Source organism: Streptomyces sp. NPDC102283 (assembly GCF_044766265.1).
Taxonomy (GTDB): Bacteria; Actinomycetota; Actinomycetes; order Streptomycetales; family Streptomycetaceae; genus Streptomyces.
In genome coordinates this window covers 161,603-180,624 of sequence record NZ_JBIWLQ010000011.1, presented here as the reverse complement: position 1 = coordinate 180,624, position 19,022 = coordinate 161,603, and the positions used below count along the sequence as shown (strand labels likewise).

At 72.0% G+C, this 19,022-nt stretch carries 14 protein-coding genes and 3 tRNA genes; 5 read left to right on the top strand and 12 right to left on the bottom strand.

What is annotated here, in order from left to right:
* Positions 1 to 68: 68 nt before the first annotated feature.
* The 5 genes from ACIRJT_RS22780 to ACIRJT_RS22760 form a co-directional block, all read right to left on the bottom strand.
* Positions 69 to 986, bottom strand: coding sequence for an aldo/keto reductase (locus tag ACIRJT_RS22780; protein ID WP_403911815.1), 918 nt, complete (start codon positions 984 to 986; stop codon positions 69 to 71).
* Between the two features lie 5 nt (positions 987 to 991).
* A complete protein-coding gene (locus tag ACIRJT_RS22775; RefSeq protein WP_403911812.1) occupies positions 992 to 2,542 on the bottom strand; it encodes an MFS transporter in 1,551 nt (516 codons plus the stop codon).
* 840 nt (positions 2,543 to 3,382) lie between these two features.
* A tRNA-Ile gene (locus tag ACIRJT_RS22770) sits at positions 3,383 to 3,459 on the bottom strand.
* A 233-nt stretch (positions 3,460 to 3,692) separates the two neighbouring features.
* Positions 3,693 to 3,765 (bottom strand) — tRNA-Asn (locus tag ACIRJT_RS22765).
* A 5-nt stretch (positions 3,766 to 3,770) separates the two neighbouring features.
* Positions 3,771 to 3,843, bottom strand: a tRNA-Asn gene (locus ACIRJT_RS22760).
* A 182-nt stretch (positions 3,844 to 4,025) separates the two neighbouring features.
* Here ACIRJT_RS22760 and ACIRJT_RS22755 point away from each other — a divergent pair.
* The 4 genes from ACIRJT_RS22755 (at position 4,026) to ACIRJT_RS22740 (ending at position 9,707) form a co-directional block, all read left to right on the top strand.
* Positions 4,026 to 4,331, top strand: coding sequence for a YtxH domain-containing protein (locus tag ACIRJT_RS22755; RefSeq protein ID WP_371623296.1), 306 nt, complete (start codon positions 4,026 to 4,028; stop codon positions 4,329 to 4,331).
* Between the two features lie 66 nt (positions 4,332 to 4,397).
* On the top strand, positions 4,398 to 5,849 hold the full coding sequence (locus ACIRJT_RS22750) for an FGGY family carbohydrate kinase (RefSeq protein ID WP_403911809.1): 1,452 nt from the start codon (positions 4,398 to 4,400) through the stop codon (positions 5,847 to 5,849).
* A gap of 196 nt (positions 5,850 to 6,045) precedes the next feature.
* A complete protein-coding gene (locus ACIRJT_RS22745; RefSeq protein WP_403911805.1) occupies positions 6,046 to 7,779 on the top strand; it encodes an ABC transporter ATP-binding protein in 1,734 nt (577 codons plus the stop codon).
* Positions 7,779 to 9,707, top strand: a complete 1,929-nt coding sequence (locus ACIRJT_RS22740; protein ID WP_403911802.1) for an ABC transporter ATP-binding protein — start codon at positions 7,779 to 7,781, stop codon at positions 9,705 to 9,707. Before ACIRJT_RS22745 ends, ACIRJT_RS22740 begins: the two co-directional genes overlap by 1 nt.
* A gap of 36 nt (positions 9,708 to 9,743) precedes the next feature.
* Here ACIRJT_RS22740 and ACIRJT_RS22735 read toward each other — a convergent pair whose 3' ends face one another.
* The 5 genes from ACIRJT_RS22735 to ACIRJT_RS22715 all read right to left on the bottom strand — a co-directional run bounded on the left by ACIRJT_RS22735 (position 9,744) and on the right by ACIRJT_RS22715 (position 16,779).
* Positions 9,744 to 10,850, bottom strand: coding sequence for an RNA polymerase sigma factor (locus ACIRJT_RS22735; RefSeq protein WP_403912045.1), 1,107 nt, complete (start codon positions 10,848 to 10,850; stop codon positions 9,744 to 9,746).
* Between the two features lie 243 nt (positions 10,851 to 11,093).
* Complete coding sequence (dnaG, locus tag ACIRJT_RS22730) at positions 11,094 to 13,016, bottom strand: DNA primase (protein WP_403911799.1); 1,923 nt, start codon at positions 13,014 to 13,016, stop codon at positions 11,094 to 11,096.
* A 93-nt stretch (positions 13,017 to 13,109) separates the two neighbouring features.
* Positions 13,110 to 14,369 carry an NAD(P)/FAD-dependent oxidoreductase gene (locus ACIRJT_RS22725; RefSeq protein WP_403911796.1) on the bottom strand — a complete coding sequence of 420 codons (1,260 nt, stop codon included), beginning with the start codon at positions 14,367 to 14,369 and terminating at the stop codon, positions 13,110 to 13,112.
* A 125-nt stretch (positions 14,370 to 14,494) separates the two neighbouring features.
* Positions 14,495 to 15,862, bottom strand: coding sequence for a deoxyguanosinetriphosphate triphosphohydrolase (locus tag ACIRJT_RS22720; protein WP_403911793.1), 1,368 nt, complete (start codon positions 15,860 to 15,862; stop codon positions 14,495 to 14,497).
* Between the two features lie 53 nt (positions 15,863 to 15,915).
* Positions 15,916 to 16,779 carry a sirohydrochlorin chelatase gene (locus tag ACIRJT_RS22715; protein ID WP_403911790.1) on the bottom strand — a complete coding sequence of 288 codons (864 nt, stop codon included), beginning with the start codon at positions 16,777 to 16,779 and terminating at the stop codon, positions 15,916 to 15,918.
* 238 nt (positions 16,780 to 17,017) lie between these two features.
* On the opposite strand from ACIRJT_RS22715, the gene ACIRJT_RS22710 reads away from it, so the two are divergent.
* Positions 17,018 to 17,902: a vancomycin high temperature exclusion protein gene (locus ACIRJT_RS22710; RefSeq protein WP_403911787.1), complete on the top strand. Its 885-nt coding sequence runs from the start codon at positions 17,018 to 17,020 to the stop codon at positions 17,900 to 17,902.
* Positions 17,903 to 18,168: 266 nt separating this feature from the next.
* On the opposite strand, the gene ACIRJT_RS22705 is transcribed toward ACIRJT_RS22710, so the two are convergent.
* Together ACIRJT_RS22705 and cutA are read right to left on the bottom strand one after the other, a co-directional pair.
* Positions 18,169 to 18,642 (bottom strand): gamma-glutamylcyclotransferase family protein, encoded by a 474-nt coding sequence (locus ACIRJT_RS22705; protein ID WP_403911785.1) that lies wholly within the window; start codon positions 18,640 to 18,642, stop codon positions 18,169 to 18,171.
* A gap of 8 nt (positions 18,643 to 18,650) precedes the next feature.
* Positions 18,651 to 18,992 carry a divalent-cation tolerance protein CutA gene (gene cutA, locus ACIRJT_RS22700; RefSeq protein ID WP_361868667.1) on the bottom strand — a complete coding sequence of 114 codons (342 nt, stop codon included), beginning with the start codon at positions 18,990 to 18,992 and terminating at the stop codon, positions 18,651 to 18,653.
* Positions 18,993 to 19,022: the final 30 nt, after the last annotated feature.

Here is a 19,022-nt window from a genome sequence, read left to right as displayed (position 1 = left end):
AGCGGATGAGCGGGCGGGTACGAGTACGGGTACGGGTCGAGGGGATCTCTCGGTGGAGATGTCGCAGATCAGGCGGGGGGCAGTGACGCCGCGTCGAGCCGGTTCAGCTCGTCGGCGCCGAGCAGGATCGAGGCGGCGGCCACGTTCTCCTCCAGATGCGGCACCCGGCGGGTGCCGGGGATCGGGACGACCGGAGTGCCCCACACCTGCGCGCGGTGGTGCACCCAGGCCAGGGCGATCTGGCCGGGCCTGACGCCGTGTTCCGCAGCGATCTCCCGCAGGGCGGCGGGGAGGTCCTCACGGCCGGGAAAGGTGTGGGCGAACTGCGCCGTCGTGTCCGGCCGGCCGCTGAGCAGCCCGCGGCCGTTGGGCGAGAACGGCACCACTCCGATGCCGAGTTCGGCGCAGACGGACACCATCGACTCGATGCGCCGGGCGCCCAGCGACCATTCGGACTGCACCGCGGAGATGGGAGCCACGGCGTGGGCACGGCGCAGCTGGTCGCCGCTGACCTCCGAGAGTCCCAGGTGGCGCACCTTGCCCTGGGTGACCAGCTCGGCCATCGCACCGACGGTTTCCTCCAGGGGAACGTCCACGTGCGGCCGGGCCAGGTAGTAGAGGTCGATGACGTCGGCGCCGAGACGGCGCAGACTGGCCTCGCAGGAGGAGCGGACGAAAGCGGCGTCGCCCCGCATCCGCCACCCTCCGCCGGGGGTGAAGACCACGCCGAACCGGGTGCACAGCACCGCTTCGCCGCGTCGACCGCCCAGAGCCTGGCCGACCATCTCCTCGTTGCGGCCGCGGCCGTACATGTCGGAGGTGTCGATCATGGTGGCACCGAGGTCCAGCGCGTGGTTGACGATGGTGCTCGCCTCGGCCCGGCCGGCCGCGGCGGCCGATTCGGTCATCCGCATGCAGCCCAGTCCCTGGAGGGGAACCACGAGGCCGGTGCCGCCCATGGATGTCGTCGGCAGTTTCGTGAGCACAGCTGTCACTCCTTCTCGTTCACGGCGGTGCCGGCCAGCTGCGGGGCGGGCGCCGGGTCATCGCGGTGCGCGGGTCGGAGGCCGATCAGACGGTGGACCACCAGGGCCGACACCGCGCACAGGGCGGCGACCGCCCACAGCACGACATGCCAGGCTTCGGTGTACTTCGTGGTCAGGAACTCGGTGCGGCCCTCGCCCAGGTCGCCCGCGGCGATCCGGCCGGCCACCTCGCGTCCGCCCACGGACGACTCCATCAGTGTGATCAGGAGGGCACCGAAGATCGCGAGAACCAGGGCGTTGGCGCCGCCACGCATGGTGTTCAACAGCCCCGACGCCATGCCGACCCGGTCGGGGGCGACGTGCTCCATCGCCTGCGCGTCGATGAGGGCGGCGGCCAGACCGTTGCCGACGCCGATCAGCACCAGCGGTCCGACCAGGTTGGCGACGCCCGAACCGGGGGCGAGAACGGTGAGCCAGGCGTTGCCGCCGGCGATCAGCCCGATCGCCAGGATGATCAGCAGCCGGGGCGGCGCGCCCTGGTTGACCAGCTTTCCGGCCAGGGGTGGCACCAACAGGACCGGCAGGGTCATCGCCAGCATCATGGTGCCGGCGTCTCCGGCGGAGTAGCCGCCCGCACCCTGCAGGTACGTCGGCAGGTAGACCAGGACGCCGACCGTGCCGACGGCCGTGGTGAGCGCGGCCAGCAGCCAGCCCGTGAACGGACCGCCACGGAGCAGGTCCAGGTCGAGGACCGGCGTAGGGACGCGCCGCTCGACGACGACGAACAGCACGAACAGCAGCAGACCGGCGCCGACGCAGCCCAGCACCTTCGGGCTGGCCCAGCCGGACGAGGCCACCAGGTTGGTGCCGTACATCAGGCCGATGATGCCGAGCATGAAGGTGAGGCTGCCGGCCAGGTCGAACCGGTAGCGCTGCCCGGCCGCGGACTCAGACATGAACAGCGTGCCCACCACGAGCAGCACGCCCGCGGCAGCGAACGCGGCGAACATCTCACGCCAGCCGACGGTGCTGACCAGCCAGCCCGCGAAGGTCGGTCCGAAGGCGAGGCCGACCCCCACGGTGGTTCCGACCATCGCGAAGGCCCTGATCCGGGCTGCGCCCTGGAAGGTGCTCGCCAGGATGGCGCCCCCGCCCGCCATCACCCCCGCGGCCCCCACCCCTGACAGGGTGCGGGCCGCGTCGAGGACCAGCACGTGCGGGGCCAGAGCGGCGCCGAAGGTGCTGAGCGCGTAGAGCGCGGCCCCGACCCGGAAGATCCGGCGCCGGCCGAACAGGTCACCGAGTGATCCCGCGACGAGCATCAGGCACGAGGCCGCGAGGAAGTAGCCCGTGACCACCCATTGCAGGGCACCACCGCTGCCGCCGAGGTCGGCGGCGATGCGGGGCAGCGCGACGCTGGTGCCGGACATGGCCATCGGGACGATCAGATAGCCGAGGAGGACGGACCCGAGGGTCAGCCCGGCCTTGACCCTCCCGATGGGAGGAGGGGGCGCCAGTGAGGGCAGCTCGGTGCCGTCGGGCTTTGATGGGACCATGCGGGTAAAGTACAACCTGTATGAGAGTCGGTAAAGTACTCGTTGTAAGGGTAGGGAGGTGACGTAGAGGCTCACAAGGAGATGCCACGACGTCCCTCCCCTGGCACCAGAAGGATTTGACATAGCTCGGCGCACCCTCGAAGAGCGCCTCCTGCTCAACGAGGGCTCTGGCAAGCACAGCCACTTCGAGAAGGAAGGCTCTCGACACGCGTGCACAGATGCCGTGCGCCGGAACGCGGCGCCAAAGTGAGCACGCCCTCTCCGCCCGGGCGGAACTCCAGCCGGTGATGGGCGCGGGCGGCCGCCAGCAGCGGCCGGGACCAGCCCGGAACCGCGTACAGGGGCGCGGTACCGATGCGCGGTGTCGGGGATCTGAATGACAGTGATGTCGCCTGTGATGTCGAGGTCGCGTGTGCTCCGCGATCTGCGGAGGCCGGCCCGGACGAAGGCCAGAGCGCTCGGGGCCCCGGCGATGAGTGGATGCGCGAGAGCATCCAGAACCACTGTGCCCTGCGGAGAGGCATGGACCGCGAGTGCGGCATGCGCCAGATGCGCCGCCGCATCGCACCCGGGCAAGCTGCCGCTCCGGACCTCGCGGCGGGGACGTCATGCGATGTGGCGGGCTGTGGACGGAGCGAGAAGCCTCCTTAAGACGGCCGTGGGACCGCGCCACGACGCTCTCTCAGGAGACCGCCACAAAAGGCCAGGCCAGACGCACCCAAAGTGCGCTGGCGCGCTGCGACACCGGGCCAGTACCGCACGGTGCGCGGCTGGTACCGCACGGAAAACAGCCATGAATGCCACGTTTCCGCAGGCCAGAACGTTTCCGCAAGGTGAAGATGGTGGGGCGGGTGGGACTCGAACCCACGGCCGACGGATTATGAGTCCGCTGCTCTAACCGGCTGAGCTACCGCCCCGTTTCGGCGTGGCGCGTACAAGTGTGCGCACCGTCTGCCGCAGCATAGCCGGTCATACGATCTCTCGCTTCGGATGGCCGACTTCACCTGATCTTGAGGACGGCGCTGCGTGCTGCCCGGTTGCAGGCGAGATCGTGGAGACCCGAAAGAGTCACTCCGCGGCCCCTCGGGGGCCCGGGAAGGCATCGGCCGGGCAAGCGAAAGAGGACCCCGAAGGGTCCTCTTCCGTTCCGCTCCCCCGACTGGACTCGAACCAGTAACCCTCCGGTTAACAGCCGAATGCTCTGCCAATTGAGCTACAGGGGATCGCGCTCCCCCGACTGGACTCGAACCAGTAACCTGCCGGTTAACAGCCGGCTGCTCTGCCAATTGAGCTACAGGGGATTGCTGCGTCGCTGCGAAATCTTACCTGCCTGGCGGCTGCCGGGCGGCGCGCGTTCGCTGCGACACATACATTAGCGCAAGCAGGGGGGTGCTCCGCCAATCGGTATCGCCCGGGGTGATCTCGGGTGGTCGCGGGTAGGCGGGCTGCACACGTCGCACCAAGCGTAGGAAGGGTGGCAGCCATGCGGTACCGGCTCACGTTCATCGCCGGAGTGGCCCTCGGTTACGTGCTCGGCACGCGAGCCGGGCGCGAGCGTTACGAGCAGTTGAAGAAGTCGGCCCGGCAGTTCACGGAGAACCCCGCCGTGCGCAACGCCGCCGAGAGCGCCGCGCACAGCGGGCGGGACTTCGCGGGCAAGGCGTACCACTCGGTCAGCGAGAAGGTCGGGGACAAGGTGCCCGCCTCCGTCGCCGAGCGGGTCCGGTCGCTGCGGGAGCGCAGCGGCCAGAACGGCTTCGAGGACGACTGGGGGACCACCAACACCTAGGGGCCGGGTTCCCGTCGCGTACGGCGGCGGTTACCCGTAGGACGTGAGGTGCGGCAGAATCTTCCCATGGGCATAGTCGCGGGGTTGGACAGTTCTTCCGCCTTCACTCACATCGTCGTCTGTGACACGGACTCGGGCGCCGTGCTCCGGGAGGGGTACGCCGCCCATCCGGTCGAGGCCAAGGCCACCGAGGTCGATCCGCAGGCGTGGCTGCTCTCGCTCGGCGAGGCGGCCTCCGGTGGGCTGCTCGAAGGCGTGCAGGCCATCGGGGTCTCCGCGCAGCAGCACGGGCTCGTCCCGCTGGACCAGCAGGGCAATCTCGTGCGTCCGGCCCTGCTCGGCAACGACCGGCGGGCGCAGGTCGCCGCGGCCGATCTCGTCGACGCGCTGGGCGGGCGGGGGGCCTGGGCGGAAGCCGTCGGGGCCGTTCCGGGGGCCGCGCAGCCGGTGGCGAAGCTGCGCTGGCTGGCGCGGACCGAGCCGGAGAACGCCCAGCGGGTGGCCGCCGTGCTCCAGCCGCACGACTGGCTCGTGTGGCAACTGCTGGGCCGGCCCGCCCGGCGGACCACGGACCGGGGCGCGGCCTCGGGTACCGGCTACTGGTCGGCCGGGTCCGCTTCCTACCGGCCCGATCTGGTGGAGCTGGCCCTCGGCCACTCCGCCGGGCTGCCCGAGGTGCTCGGCCCCGCCGACTCCGCCGGGATGACGCCGGAAGGGCTGCTGATCTCCGCGGGCACCGGCGAGACCATGGCCGCGGCCTTCGGGCTCGGGGTCGCGGTGGGCGACGCGGTGGTGTCGCTGGGGGCCTCCGGGTCCGTGATGGCGGTGCACCACGAGGCGCTCGCCGATCCGAGCGGGATGATCACCTCGTTCGCCGACGCCACCGGGATGCACCTGCCGGTGGTGCACCTCTCCAATGCCGTGCGCGCGCTGCGCGGGACCGCCGAGATGCTGGGCGTGGAGGGACTGGAAGAGCTGTCCGCGCTCGCGCTGAAGTCGACGCCGGGCGCCTCCGGGCTGGTGCTGCTGCCGTATCTGGAGGGTGAGCGCACCCCTCAGCTCCCGCACACCGCGGGCACGCTGAGCGGGCTGCGGCGCGAGTCGATGAAGCCGGAGCATCTGGCGCGGGCCGCGTTCGAGGGGATGCTGTGCTCGCTGGCCGACGCCCTCGACGTACTGCGCGGGCGGGGGGTGGAGGTGCGGCGCGTCTTCCTGCTCGGCGCCGCCGCCGAGCTGCCCGCCGTGCGGGCCCTGGCTCCGGCGGTGTTCGGCACCCAGGTCGTGGTGCCGCAGCCCGCCCAGTACGCGGCGATCGGCGCGGCCCGGCAGGCGGCGTGGGCGCTCGGGGTCTCCCAGGGCTCCCTCGACCCGCGCACTCCCCCGGCCTGGCAGGGCGCCGCGGCCCAGGTGCTGGAGCCCGGCGACGAGCTGGCGGTCGGCGGCGCGGTGCGTCAGCAGTACGCGGCGACCCGGGACCAGATCCACCCCGGGGCCTTCGGCGCCGCGCACCCGGCGTAGAAGCGGACCCGTGCGCGTCGCACGCGCGCACCCGGAGTGAGCCTGCCGGGGGCGTGCGCCCGTGACGCCGGAGCGCCTGGGGCTCCCCCGCGCGCTCCAGGTTTGACCTGGGCTTGGCGAAAAAGGTTCGCGATCGGAGTACGGCGTACGCGAAACTGGGGCGGCCTCTGCCGTCCGCCGATTCCGAGAGACCCGCGTGCTCATAAAACTCCTGCGGGCCCATCTGGGCCCGTACAAGAAACCCATCATGCTGCTGGTGTTCCTCCAGCTGCTCCAGACCTGCGCCACGCTGTACCTGCCCAGCCTGAACGCCGACATCATCGACAACGGTGTCGTCTCGGGCGACACCGGCTACATCCTGGAGTTCGGCGGTCTCATGATCGCCGTCAGCGTCGTTCAGGTGCTCTGCAATGTGGGGGCCGTGTACTACGGGGCCCGGACCGCCTCCGCCCTGGGGCGCGATGTGCGGGCCGCCGTCTTCGACCGGGTGCAGTCCTTCTCCGCCCGTGAGCTGGGGCGCTTCGGGGCGCCCTCGCTGATCACCCGGACCACCAATGACGTCCAGCAGATCCAGATGCTGGTGCTGATGGCGTTCACCCTGATGGTGTCGGCCCCGATCATGTGCGTCGGCGGCATCATCATGGCGCTCGGACAGGACGTGCCGCTCTCCGCGGTGCTGCTGGCGGTCGTGCCGGTGCTCGGTCTCTCGGTCGGCCTCATCGTGAAGAGGATGCGGCCGCTGTTCCGCACCATGCAGGAGCGGCTGGACGGGGTGAACCGGGTGCTGCGCGAGCAGATCACCGGCAACCGGGTCATCCGCGCCTTCGTCCGGGACGGTTACGAGGAGGAGCGGTTCCGGGGCGCCAACACCGAGCTGACCGATGTGTCGGTGGCGACCGGGCGGCTGATGGCGCTGATGTTCCCGACCGTGATGACGGTGGTCAATCTGTCGTCGGTCGCGGTGGTGTGGTTCGGCGCGCACCGCATCGACAGCGGCGGGATGCAGATCGGCGCGCTGACCGCGTTCCTCGCCTATCTGATGCAGATCGTGATGGCCGTGATGATGGCCACCTTCATGTTCATGATGGTGCCGCGCGCCGAGGTGTGCGCGGAGCGCGTCGAGGAGGTCCTCGGGACCGAGTCGAGCGTCGTGCCGCCCGTCGCGCCGGTGACGGAGCTGCGGCGGCACGGGCATCTGGAGGTGCGGGGCGCGGAGTTCCGCTATCCGGGCGCGGAGGAGCCGGTGCTGCGGGCCGTGGAGCTGGTGGCCCGGCCCGGGGAGACGACCGCGGTCATCGGGTCGACGGGCAGCGGGAAGTCCACGCTGCTCGGGCTCGTACCCCGGCTGTTCGATGTGACGGACGGCGAGGTGCTGGTCGACGGCGAGGACGTGCGGACGCTGGATCCGGTGCTGCTGGCGAAGACGGTGAGCCTGGTGCCGCAGAAGCCGTACCTCTTCTCGGGGACGGTCGCGACGAACCTGCGGTACGGGAATCCGGACGCCACCGACGAGGAGTTGTGGCACGCGCTGGAGGTGGCGCAGGCCAGGGAGTTCGTCGAGGCGCTGGAGCACGGGCTCGACGCGCCGATCGCGCAGGGCGGCACCAATGTGTCCGGCGGTCAGCGGCAGCGGCTCGCCATCGCCCGGACGCTGGTGCAGCGCCCGGAGATCTATCTGTTCGACGACTCGTTCTCCGCGCTGGACTACGCGACCGACGCCGCGCTGCGGGCGGCGCTGGGCCGGGAGACGGCCGGGGCGACCGTGGTGATCGTGGCGCAGCGGGTGTCCACCATCCGTGACGCGGACCGGATCCTGGTGCTGGACGAGGGCCGGGTCGTGGGGACCGGCACCCATCACGAGCTGATGGACGGCAATGAAACCTACCGGGAGATCGTGCTCTCCCAGCTGACGGAAGCGGAGGCCGCGTAATGGCCGGTCCGGGTGGACGGATGATGGCCGGGGGCGCGCCCACCGACCGGTCGATGGATTTCAAGGGGTCGAGCAAGCGGCTGCTGAAGCGGTTCGGCCGGGAGAAGACCTCGCTGTGGCTGATGCTGGCCGCCGTGACGGTGAGCGTCGCGCTCTCGGTGGCCGGGCCGAAGATCCTCGGCAGGGCGACCGACCTGATCTTCGGCGGGGTCGTCGGGCGCGGGATGCCCGAGGGCACGACGAAGGCGCAGGCGATCGAGGCACTGCGTGAGGACGGCCGCGGTTCCATGGCCGACATGCTCTCGGGGGTGGACTTCACCCCGGGCGAGGGCATCGACTTCGGCGCGGTGGGGAACGTCCTGCTGGTGGCGCTGGTGATCTACGTCGGTGCCGGGCTGCTGATGCTGGTGGCGACGCGGGTGTCGATCCGGATCATCAACCGGATCGTGTTCCAGCTGCGCGAGGACCTCCAGACGAAGCTGGCGCGGCTGCCGCTGTCGTACTTCGACCGGGCCAAGCGCGGTGAGGTGCTGAGCCGGGCGACGAACGACATCGACAACATCTCGCAGACGCTCCAGCAGACGATGGGGCAGCTCATCAACTCCCTGCTGACGATCGTCGGCGTGCTGGTCATGATGTTCTGGATCTCGCCGCTGCTGGCCCTGGTCGCGCTGGTGACGATCCCGTTGTCGGTGGTCGTGGCGACGCGGGTCGGCAAGCGGTCGCAGCCGCAGTTCGTGCAGCAGTGGCGGGTGACGGGGAAGCTCAACGCCCACATCGAGGAGATGTACACCGGGCACACCCTGGTGAAGGTCTTCGGCCGGCAGGAGGAGTCCGCGCGGGACTTCGCCGAGCAGAACGACGCGCTGTACGAGGCGGGGTTCAAGGCCCAGTTCGCCAGCGGGATCATGCAGCCGTTGATGTTCTTCATCTCGAACATCAACTATGTGCTGGTCGCGGTGGTCGGCGGGCTGCGGGTCGCCTCGGGCGCGCTGTCGATCGGTGACGTGCAGGCGTTCATCCAGTACTCGCGGCAGTTCTCGATGCCGCTGACGCAGGTCGCCTCGATGGCCAACCTGGTGCAGTCCGGCATCGCTTCGGCGGAGCGGGTCTTCGAGCTGCTGGACAGCGAGGAGCAGGACGCGGACCCGGAGCACGGCGAACGCCCGGACCGGCTGGAGGGCCGGGTCTCCCTGGAGAAGGTGGCCTTCCGCTACGACCCGGAGAAGCCGCTGATCGAGGATCTGTCGCTGAACGTGGAGCCGGGGCAGACCGTCGCGATCGTCGGTCCGACCGGCGCCGGCAAGACGACGCTGGTCAACCTGCTGATGCGGTTCTACGAGGTGACCGGCGGGCGGATCGCGCTCGACGGGGTCGACGTGGCGAAGATGTCGCGGGACGAGCTGCGGTCCTCCATCGGCATGGTGCTCCAGGACACGTGGCTGTTCGGCGGGACGATCGCGGAGAACATCGCGTACGGCGCTTCGCGCGAGGTCACCCGGGAGGAGATCGAGGAGGCGGCCCGGGCGGCGCACGCGGACCGGTTCATCCGGACGCTGCCCGACGGGTACGACTCGGTGATCGACGACGACGGCTCCGGGGTCAGCGCGGGCGAGAAGCAGCTGATCACCATCGCGCGGGCGTTCCTGTCCGACCCGGTGATCCTGGTCCTCGACGAGGCGACCAGCTCGGTGGACACCCGGACCGAGGTGCTGATCCAGAAGGCGATGGCGCGCCTGGCCCACGGGCGTACGTCGTTCGTGATCGCGCACCGGCTCTCCACCATCCGGGACGCGGATGTGATCCTGGTGATGGAGAACGGCTCGATCGTCGAACAGGGCACGCACGAAGCACTGTTGGCTGCCAAGGGCGCGTACGCACGGCTGTACGCCGCCCAGTTCGCGGAAGCGCTGGCCGAGGTGGACTAGGTCGTGTTTCGCACGTGGCGCCGTCCGGCCGGTGGATCAGTCGAGGTAGCCGCGGAGTTGGTCGGCGAAGGCGTGGTCCCGCAGCCTGCTGAGGGTCTTGGACTCGATCTGGCGGATGCGTTCGCGCGTCACGCCGAAGATCCGGCCGATCTCCTCCAGGGTGCGGGGCCGCCCGTCCTCCAGGCCGTACCGCAGCTGGACGACCTTGCGTTCGCGCTCGCCGAGGGTGGAGAGCACCGCCTCCAGGTGTTCGCGCAGCAGGAGGAAGGCGGCGGACTCCACGGGCGACGCGGCGTCGCCGTCCTCGATGAGGTCGCCGAAGGAGACGTCGTCCTCCTCGCCGACGGGGGCGTGGAGGGAGACGGGCTCCTGGGCCAGGCGGAGGACTTCGGTGACCCGCCCGGGCGTCAGGTCGAGCTCGCCCGCGACATCCTCGGCACTGGGCTCCACACCGCGTTCCTGGAGCATCCGGCGCTGGACCCGCACCACGCGGTTGATCAGTTCCACGACGTGGACCGGGACGCGGATGGTGCGGGCCTGGTCGGCCAGCGCGCGGGACATGGCCTGCCGGATCCACCAGGTCGCGTACGTGGAGAATTTGTAGCCCCGGGCGTAGTCGAACTTCTCCACGGCCCGGATCAGCCCGAGGTTCCCCTCCTGGACCAGGTCGAGCATGGTCAGCCCGCGGCCCACGTAACGCTTGGCGACGGAGACGACGAGGCGGAGGTTGGCCTCGATGAGGCGGCGTTTGGCCGTGCGGCCCATCACCACCAGCCGGTCCAGGTCTCCGGCGAGACGGGAGTCGAGGTCGGGGGTGCCCGCGAGGCGTTCCTCGGCGAAGAGCCCGGCCTCGACGCGGCGGGCGAGTTCGACCTCCTCGGCGGCGGTGAGCAGCGGTATGCGGCCGATCTCGCGCAGATACTGCCGGAACAGGTCGGAGGTGGGGCCGCCGGAGTCCGTCCGGTTCCGGGGCTCCGGGAGGTCGGGGAGGTGTGTCGCTTCCACCATGACCGCCTCGGATGCGCGTCCGGGCGGGCCGGCTGCGGCCTCCGGGTGGTGCAGGTACCTGTTCTGCGCCGGGATGGCCGCGATGGGCTCGGTCGTGGTCGTCACGGTCCGGGTCTGCACGGGGGCGACCTCCAGGTGATCGCTGCCGGTTGACGGGGGATGGAGGTCTGTCCGGCCCCGAGGTGCTCTCCTGCGGACCGGTGTGCTCCGATGACTCAGACATTCCCCAGTGTGGGGTACGACACACGACTGTCACGAGGGGCGTGCGGTGACTTTCTGGTTCCGGTCCGTCACCGGCCGATTACCGCGGCCGGTCGCGCCTGGCTCAGCGGCTGCCGCGCGTGGGCTCAGGGGCTGTCGGGTGGCCTCGGCAGCCGCTCAGAGCGCGGCGGCACCGTGGGCGCGCAGGGACTGGGCGTACTGTTGGAGCACCCAGACCTCGTTCTGCGCGGCGGCCAGGTCCTGGGGCGCCACGTGGCTGCCGAGGCGGACGAGGCTGCCCTGGACGTCGTCGATGCGGCGGTCCACGGCGCGCAGCCGGACCTGGACGAGCTGCATGCCGGCGTAGGTCTCGTCGATGTTCTTGCCGCGGAACACCTCGACGGCCAGCTCGGTGACGAGGCTGCGGACGGTGTTGTCGGGGGCGGCGTCCATGACGGCGACCAGATACTCGCGGTTGTCGGCGAGGCCCTGCTCAGTACCGCCCGCCTCCTCGACGCACTGGCGCACGGCGGCGTAGGGCGGGGCGGTGAACTCGTCCACGCCGTACGCGTCGAAGGCCGGGGACACCAGGGCGGGCTTCTGGAGGGCGAGCTTGAGCAGTTCGCGTTCGGTGCGGTGGGCGGGGCTGCGGAGGTTGAGTGCGGGGCCGGAGAAGCCGGGGGCGGGCGCGGGCTGCCGCGGGGCTCCGCCGCCCGGGCCCTGGGGGCCGCCGCGGCGGCCGCCGCGCTCCCCGTGGTCGCCGCCCTTGTTGCGGGCCCAGTGGGCGAGCTGGGCGACGCGGTGGACGACGAACTCCTGGTCGAGGATGCCGACGAGGCCGGCGAGCTGGACGGCGACCTCTCGCTGCACGCTGCTCGTCTTGATCTTGGCGACGACGGCGGCGGCCTCGTCGAGGGCCGAGGCGCGGCCGGCCGGGGTCTCCAGGTCGTACCGGCCGACGATCTGGCGCAGGGCGAACTCGAAGAGCGGGGTGCGCGGCTCTACCAGGTCGCGTACGGAGTCGTCGCCCTTGGCGAGCCGCAGGTCGCAGGGGTCCATGCCGTCCGGGGCGATGGCGATGTACGTCTCGGCGGCGAACTTCTGGTCGTCCTCGAAGGCGCGCAGGGCGGCCTTCTGTCCTGCCGAGTCGCCGTCGAAGGTGAAGATGACGCGTGCGCTGCCGTTGTCCATGAGGAGGCGGCGCAGGATCTTGATGTGGTCGTTGCCGAAGGCGGTGCCGCAGGTGGCGATGGCGGTGGTGACCCCGGCGAGGTGGCAGGCCATGACGTCGGTGTAGCCCTCGACGACTACGGCGCGGCTGGCCTTGGCGATGTCCTTCTTGGCCAGGTCGATGCCGTACAGCACCTGGGACTTCTTGTAGACCGGGGTCTCGGGGGTGTTGAGGTACTTCGGGCCGTTGTCGTCGTCGCGGAGCTTGCGGGCGCCGAAGCCGACGATCTCCCCGGCGGTGTCGCTGATGGGCCACATGAGCCGGCCGCGGAAGCGGTCGATGGGGCCGCGGCGGCCGTCCTGGGAGAGGCCGGAGGTGATCAGTTCCTTGTCGCTGAAGCCTTTGCCGCGCAGATAGCGGGTGAGGTGGTCCCAGCCGGCCGGGCTGTAGCCGACGCGGAAGTGGGCGGCGGCGTCCTGGTCGAAGCCGCGCTCGGCGAGGAACTTGCGGCCGATCTCGGCCTCGGGGCTCTCCAGGGCGCGGACGTAGAACTCGGCGGCGGCCTGGTGGGCCTCGATCAGGCGGATGCGTTCGCCGCGCTGGTGGGAGGGGTTGTAGCCGCCTTCCTCGTAGCGCAGGGTGATGCCCGCCTTGGCGGCGAGGCGCTCGACCGTCTCCGAGAAGGAGAGGTGGTCGATCTTCATCACGAAGGCGATCGTGTCGCCGCCCTCCTGGCAGCCGAAGCAGTGGAACAGGCCCTTGCCGGGGCTGACCTGGAAGGAGGGGGACTTCTCGTCGTGGAAGGGGCAGAGGCCCTTGAGGTTTCCGCCGCCCGCGTTGCGCAGCTGGAGGTATTCGGACACGACGGAGTCGATCGGGACCGCGTCCCGTACCGCCTTCACGTCGTCGTCATTGATCCTGCCAGCCACGGGTGAAGTCTACGGGTGGGCGCGGACACCCGGACGCGCGGCAAGCGTCCCGGCGGGGTCCGGGCGGTGCCGCCCGGACCCCGCCGGGGGTCCTCAGAGCAGGGAGTCCAGCGGGACCGACGGGTCGGCGAGGGCTTCCGGGTCGTGCTGCCGGCGCTCCCGGATGAGCTCCTGGATCGTCTCGGTGACATCCCACACGTTGACGTTCATCCCGGCCAGGACGCGGCGGTCCTTCAGCCAGAACGCGATGAACTCGCGCTTCCCGGCGTCGCCCCGGATGATCACCTCGTCGTAGGAGCCGGGCGGGGCCCAGCCGGAGTATTCGAGGCCCAGGTCGTACTGGTCGGAGAAGAAGTACGGGACGCGGTCGTAACTCACGTCCTGGCCGAGCATGGCGCGGGCGGCGGCCGGTCCGCCGTTCAGGGCGTTGGCCCAGTGCTCGACGCGCAGCCGGGCGCCGAGCAGCGGGTGGGCGGCGGCGGCGACGTCCCCGGCGGCGTAGATGTGCGGGTCGGAGGTGCGCAGGGAGGCGTCCACGGCGATGCCGCCGCCGTGGGCGCGCTCCGCCATCTCCAGGCCCGCGGCCTCGGCGAGCGCGGAGCGCGGGGCGGCGCCGATCGCGGCGAGCACGTCGTGGGCGGGGTGCTCCTCGCCGTCGTCGGTGCGGGCGGCGAACACCATGCCGTCCTGGCCGGTGATCTCGGTGAGGCGGGCCCCGAAGTGGAAGCGGACGCCGTGCGCGCTGTGCAGCTCGGTGAAGATCTGGCCCAGCTCGGGGCCGATGACCTGGTGCAGCGGGGTGGGCTCGGCCTCGACGACGGTGACCTCGGCCCCGTAGCCGCGGGCGGCGGCGGCGACCTCCAGGCCGATCCAGCCCGCTCCGGCGATGACCAGGTGGCCGTTGTCGCGGCCGAGGGCGGCGAGCACGTTGCGCAGCCGGTCGGCGTGGGCGAGGCGGCGCAGGTGGTGGACGCCGGCCAGGTCGGTGCCGGGGACGTCCAGGCGGCGCGGTTCGGAGCCGGTGGCCAGCAGCAGCTTGTCGTAGTGGATGACGGTGTTGTCGCCGAGCTGGACGGTCTTCGCGTACCGGTCGAGCGCGGTGACCGGCTGGCCGAGGTGCAGTTCGATGTCGGCGCCCGCGTACCAGGCGCGTTCGTGGGTGAAGACGCTGTCGCGTTCGGCCTTGCCGTCCAGGTAGCCCTTGGAGAGCGGCGGCCGTTCGTAGGGGTGGTCGCGCTCGTCGCCGATGAGGATCACCCGGCCGGTGAACCCTTCGGCGCGCAGCGTTTCGGCCGCCTTCGCCCCTGCGAGTCCTGCTCCGACGATGACGAACGTCTGGTGTGCGTCGACCACTTGATGCCTCCTCAGTGCTGTGCTGCGCGGCGCCCCCAGCTGCGAGCGTCCCGCACGCAGCGTGATGGCGAAAGAGGGGGTGCCCGGAACAGGTCACCCCCAGTGGTCAGGTTCCAGTCTGCCGGTCACCCACGACGGGCGGTGAGCGCGGCGTGCAGGGATCGTGCGGAGGCGTCCGTGAGCGCCGCGATCTGGTCGACGAGGACCCGCTTGCGGGCGTGGTCGTCGGGCGCCTGGTCGAACAGGGCGCGGAAGTGCGGTTCCAGGCTTTCGGGGGCGCGGGCGGTGAGGGCGGCGGCCAGCTCGGCGATCACGACGCGCTGGTCGGCGCGGATGGCCTCCTGCTCGGCGCGCTGCATGACGTAGCGGTCGGCGACCGCCTTGAGCACCGCGCACTCGTGGCGCACCGCGCGCGGGACGACCAGCTCGGCGCCGTACCGGCCGAGGCGGCCGGGGCCGTACACCGCGCGGGTGGCGGTCTCGGCCTCCGTGCAGAAGCGGCCGATGAGCTGGCTGGTGGCGTCCTTCAGGCGGGCCTGGGCCACGGCGGAGCCGTCGTAGCCGTGCGGCCACCAGTCCTGGTCGATCAGCCGGTCCAGGGCCTCCGACAGCTCCCGCGGGTCGGTGCCGGCGGGGACGTAGCGGCCGATGGCGACCGCCCAGATCTCCTGGCGCTCCGGCTCGGCGTAGAGGCAGTTGGGGTCGATGTGCCCGGCGTGCAGCCCGTCCTCGAAGTCGTGGACGCTGTACGCCACGTCGTCGGACCAGTCCATGACCTGGGCCTCGAAGCAGGTGCGGCCCTCGGGGGCGCCCTCGCGGGCCCAGGCGAAGACCGGGACGTCGTCGGCGTACACGCCGAACTTGGCGGAGTGCGGGTCGGTGGGGTGCGCGCCGCGCGGCCAGGGGTACTTGGTGGCGGCGTCCAGGGCGGCCCGGGTGAGGTTGAGGCCGACGCTGACCAGCTCGCCGGTGCGCGGGTCGCGGACGAAGCGCTTGGGCTCCAGGCGGGTCAGCAGGCGCAGCGACTGGGCGTTGCCCTCGAAGCCGCCGCAGTCGGAGGCGAAGTCGTCGATCGCCTGTTCGCCGTTGTGGCCGAACGGCGGGTGGCCCATGTCGTGGGCGAGGCAGGCCGTCTCCACCAGGTCGGGGTCGCAGCCGAGGACCGCGCCCAGCTCGCGGCCGACCTGGGCGCACTCCAGGGAGTGGGTGAGCCGGGTGCGGGGGCTGGCGTCCCAGACCAGGGAGCGGGTGCCGGGCGTCACGACCTGGGTCTTCCCGGCGAGCCGGCGCAGGGCGGCGGAGTGCAGGACCCGGGCGCGGTCGCGCTGGAAGGCGGTGCGGCCGGGACGCTTGTCCTCCTCGGTGTCGAAGCGCTCGGTGTCGGCGGACCCGTAGGGGCTCGCCCCCCGTCCGCTCGGTGCGCCGTGTGCGCCGTGTGCCGGATCTGCCGCGTGTTCGCCCTGTGTGCCGTGTGTGCCGTGTGTGCCGTCCATGGTTCCGACAGTAGCGACCGGGACGGACAACGTGGCGTGAGCGGGCCCGGATGTCAGGCGGAAGCGAGCAGGCTCACCGCGTCGGCCGGGCCCGCGGCGCCCTCCGAGGCGGCCCGTGCCCGGTCGTAGCGGTGCAGTACGAGGCGGGCCATCGCCGGGTGGGCGCCGAGCGGGGCGGCCGCCCGATGCGGTACGGCGTCGGCGCAGGCGCTCGCGAAGCGGCCGGGGGCGGTGAAGTACGAGGCGACGAAGGTCCGGTGGCGGCCCCGGGCGGCCAGGGCGCGCAGGGCGGCCGGGACGGTGGGCGTGGCGGCGGAGGCGTACGCGGGGACGACGGGCACGCCGAGCCGTTCGGCGAGCATGCGGGCGGTGTGCCGGGTGTCCCGGGCGGAGTCGGGGTCGCGGGATCCGGCGGCGGCGAGGACCACGCCCGCGCGGCGGCCGTCCTCGTCGGCGGGGTTCCACCCGGCTTCGGCGAGCCGCCCGTACAGCGCCTCGACGAGCAGGGGGTGGGGGCCCAGCGGCGCGGCGATCCGGGTGCGTACGCCGGGTGCGGCGGCCGCCCTGGCCGGCAGGTCGTGCTTGACGTGGTGGCCGCGTCCCAGGAGCAGCGGTACGAGGACGGTGTCGGCCCCGCGCAGGCCGTCCAGGGTGTCCGGGAGCAGCGGGCGGTTCAGCTCGATGTGGCCGAGCCGGACGTCGAGGCCGGGGCGCAGGTCGCGCACCCGGTCCAGGAGGGCCAGCACGGTGCGCAGGGCCTCCGGGTCGCGGCTGCCGTGCGCCACGGCGACCAGGGACGGGGCGGACGCGCCGCGTCGAGCCTCCGCGGGGCGGTCGGTGACGCGGGTGGGGAGGTGCGCGGTGCCGCCGGTCGTCGGAGGTGACCGGCGGGGCTGTTCGAGGGGCTGCTCCGTCATGGACCGATGGTGCCGGGCGGAGGTTGCCGGGCCGTTGCGCGAGGGTCACAGGCGTTTTCCGCCGCCTCACGGTGAGGTCGGGGGCGGTGTGCGCGGGCCCGTGCGGTCCGCTCCCCGCCGGTGTCGCGGGCCACAAACCGGGGTGGCCGGCGAACCTTTGCGGCGTCCCGGTCGTCAGGTGGGGTGGGGGCAGGTGGCGCGGACGGCGCGACGGACAGAGGAACGACAGGGGGGTCTGGTGCGCGAAGAGAACGGCGGGAGCGGGGCGGCCGGGAAGAGACGGACGGCGCTCGGGAAGAGACGGACGGCGCTCGGGCGGTGGCTGACGGAGCACCGGCTTACGGAGCACCGGCTTACGGAGCACCGGCCGGTACGGTCCGACCGGCGGCGGTCGGCGCGGCCCGTCCCCCCGCGGCCGCCGAAGCGGTTCGCCCTGCGCCCGCCGAGGCGGTTCGCGCTACGGCTGCCGCGCACCCGGCGGGTGCAACGGCTTCTGGTGCAGGGGCTGGTGGCCGCCTGTGTGCTGGTCCTGGTGCCCGCGACCTGGATGCGGCTGGAGGCCGGTGACCGGGTGGGCTCGACGGCCGAGGCTCCGGCGCGGGAGGTCGCCGTGGTGTTCGGCGCCGGGCTGTGGAAGGGCCGGCCGACCCCGTACCTCGCGCACCGGCTGGACGCGGCGGCCGAGCTGTACCGCACCGGGAAGGTGAAGGTCGTCCTGGTCACCGGGGACAACAGCCGCGTGGAGTACGACGAGCCGGACGCGATGCGCACGTATCTCACCGGGCGCGGGGTGCCGGACGAGCGGATCGTGAGCGACTACGCCGGGTTCGACTCCTGGGACTCCTGCGTCCGGGCCAAGAAGATCTTCGGGGTCGAACGGGCCGTGCTGGTGAGCCAGGGCTTCCACATCCACCGGGCGGTCACCCTGTGCCGGTCGGCCGGGATCGACGCGTACGGCGTCGGGGTCGACGAGCCGCGGGACGCCACCTGGTACTACGGCGGCGCCCGCGAGCTGGCGGCCTCGGGCAAGGCCGCGCTGGACGCCCTGCTCCGGCCCGACCCGCGTTTCCTGGGGCCGGAGGAACGGGGCGTGACGGAGGCACTGGCCACCGGGGCGCGCTGACGGCCCCCGCGGCGCGGCGCCGCCGCTTGATTGCGCCGGGCGGGTGAAGCCCCGCGTCGGAGGGCTCGGCCAGGCGGCTTCTGGGGCGTGTTGCGAACGTGGCGCCGTCCGGTGCGGGCGCCCGGAGGGCGGGCTCGGCGGCGTCCGGTGCGGGCGATCGCAAGGCGGAGGGCCGCCCCGATACGTGACGTATCGGGGTGATCCCGGCAACGAGGCGAGCGTGTGTGCCAGGCGTCGCCGAGCAGGCGGGACTCTCGCAACGCGCCCTAGCCTTCCGCCGCGCGTCCGGTGGTCCACCGCCCCTCGGGGATGAGGACGCCGCCGGTCCGCAGCGAGCGGGTGACGGCGGCCGCCGCGAGGTAGACCCAGGCCCGCACGGACTCCCCGGCCTCCGACGCACCCTGCCCCGGCAGCTCGACCTCGCGGACGACGCGTTCGTACAGGTTGCGCGGGTGGCCGGGGCCGAGGAACTCCTCCAGGTGGTCCAGCAGCCCGAGCAGTTCCCCGTACACCCCGGGCGCGGCGACGAGCAGCGTGCCGTGCACGCGGCCGTGGCCCTCGATCGCGTACGGGTAGCCGGGGCCGTCGTAGAGCAGGGCCCGGGACAGCACGGCCGGCCGCTCCCGCGCCGTGCGGCCCCGGAGGAACAGGTCGTGGTTGGGTTCGCCCGGCAGCAGCGTCCCGTACACGAAGAAGGGCAGTTCGGCGGCGGCAGGGCCGCCGGGAGCGGTCGTGGTCATGGCCGCCGTCACAGGGCGGCCGGGGGCGCCGTCTCCGCCGTCACCCAGCCGAGGTAGCGGGCGCTGCCCCGGATCACCGGCAGGGCGATGATCTCCGGCGTCTCGTAGTCGTGCTCCCGCTGGAGGTGTTCCTCCAGTTCGTCGTAGCGTTCCGCCGTCGTCTTGAAGAGCACCTGCCACTCCTCCGTCGTCTCGATGGCGTTCTGCCACCGGTAGACGGAGGTGACGGGTGCGGAGATCTGCGCGCAGGCCGCCAGCCTGGCCTCCACCGCCGACCGCGCCAGGGCGTGGGCCTTGTCCTCGCTGTCGGTCGTGGTCAGTACGGTCAGCCATGCCGGCGGCGCTGTCATCGTCGGTCTCCTCGGAGTACGGCGGGCTCT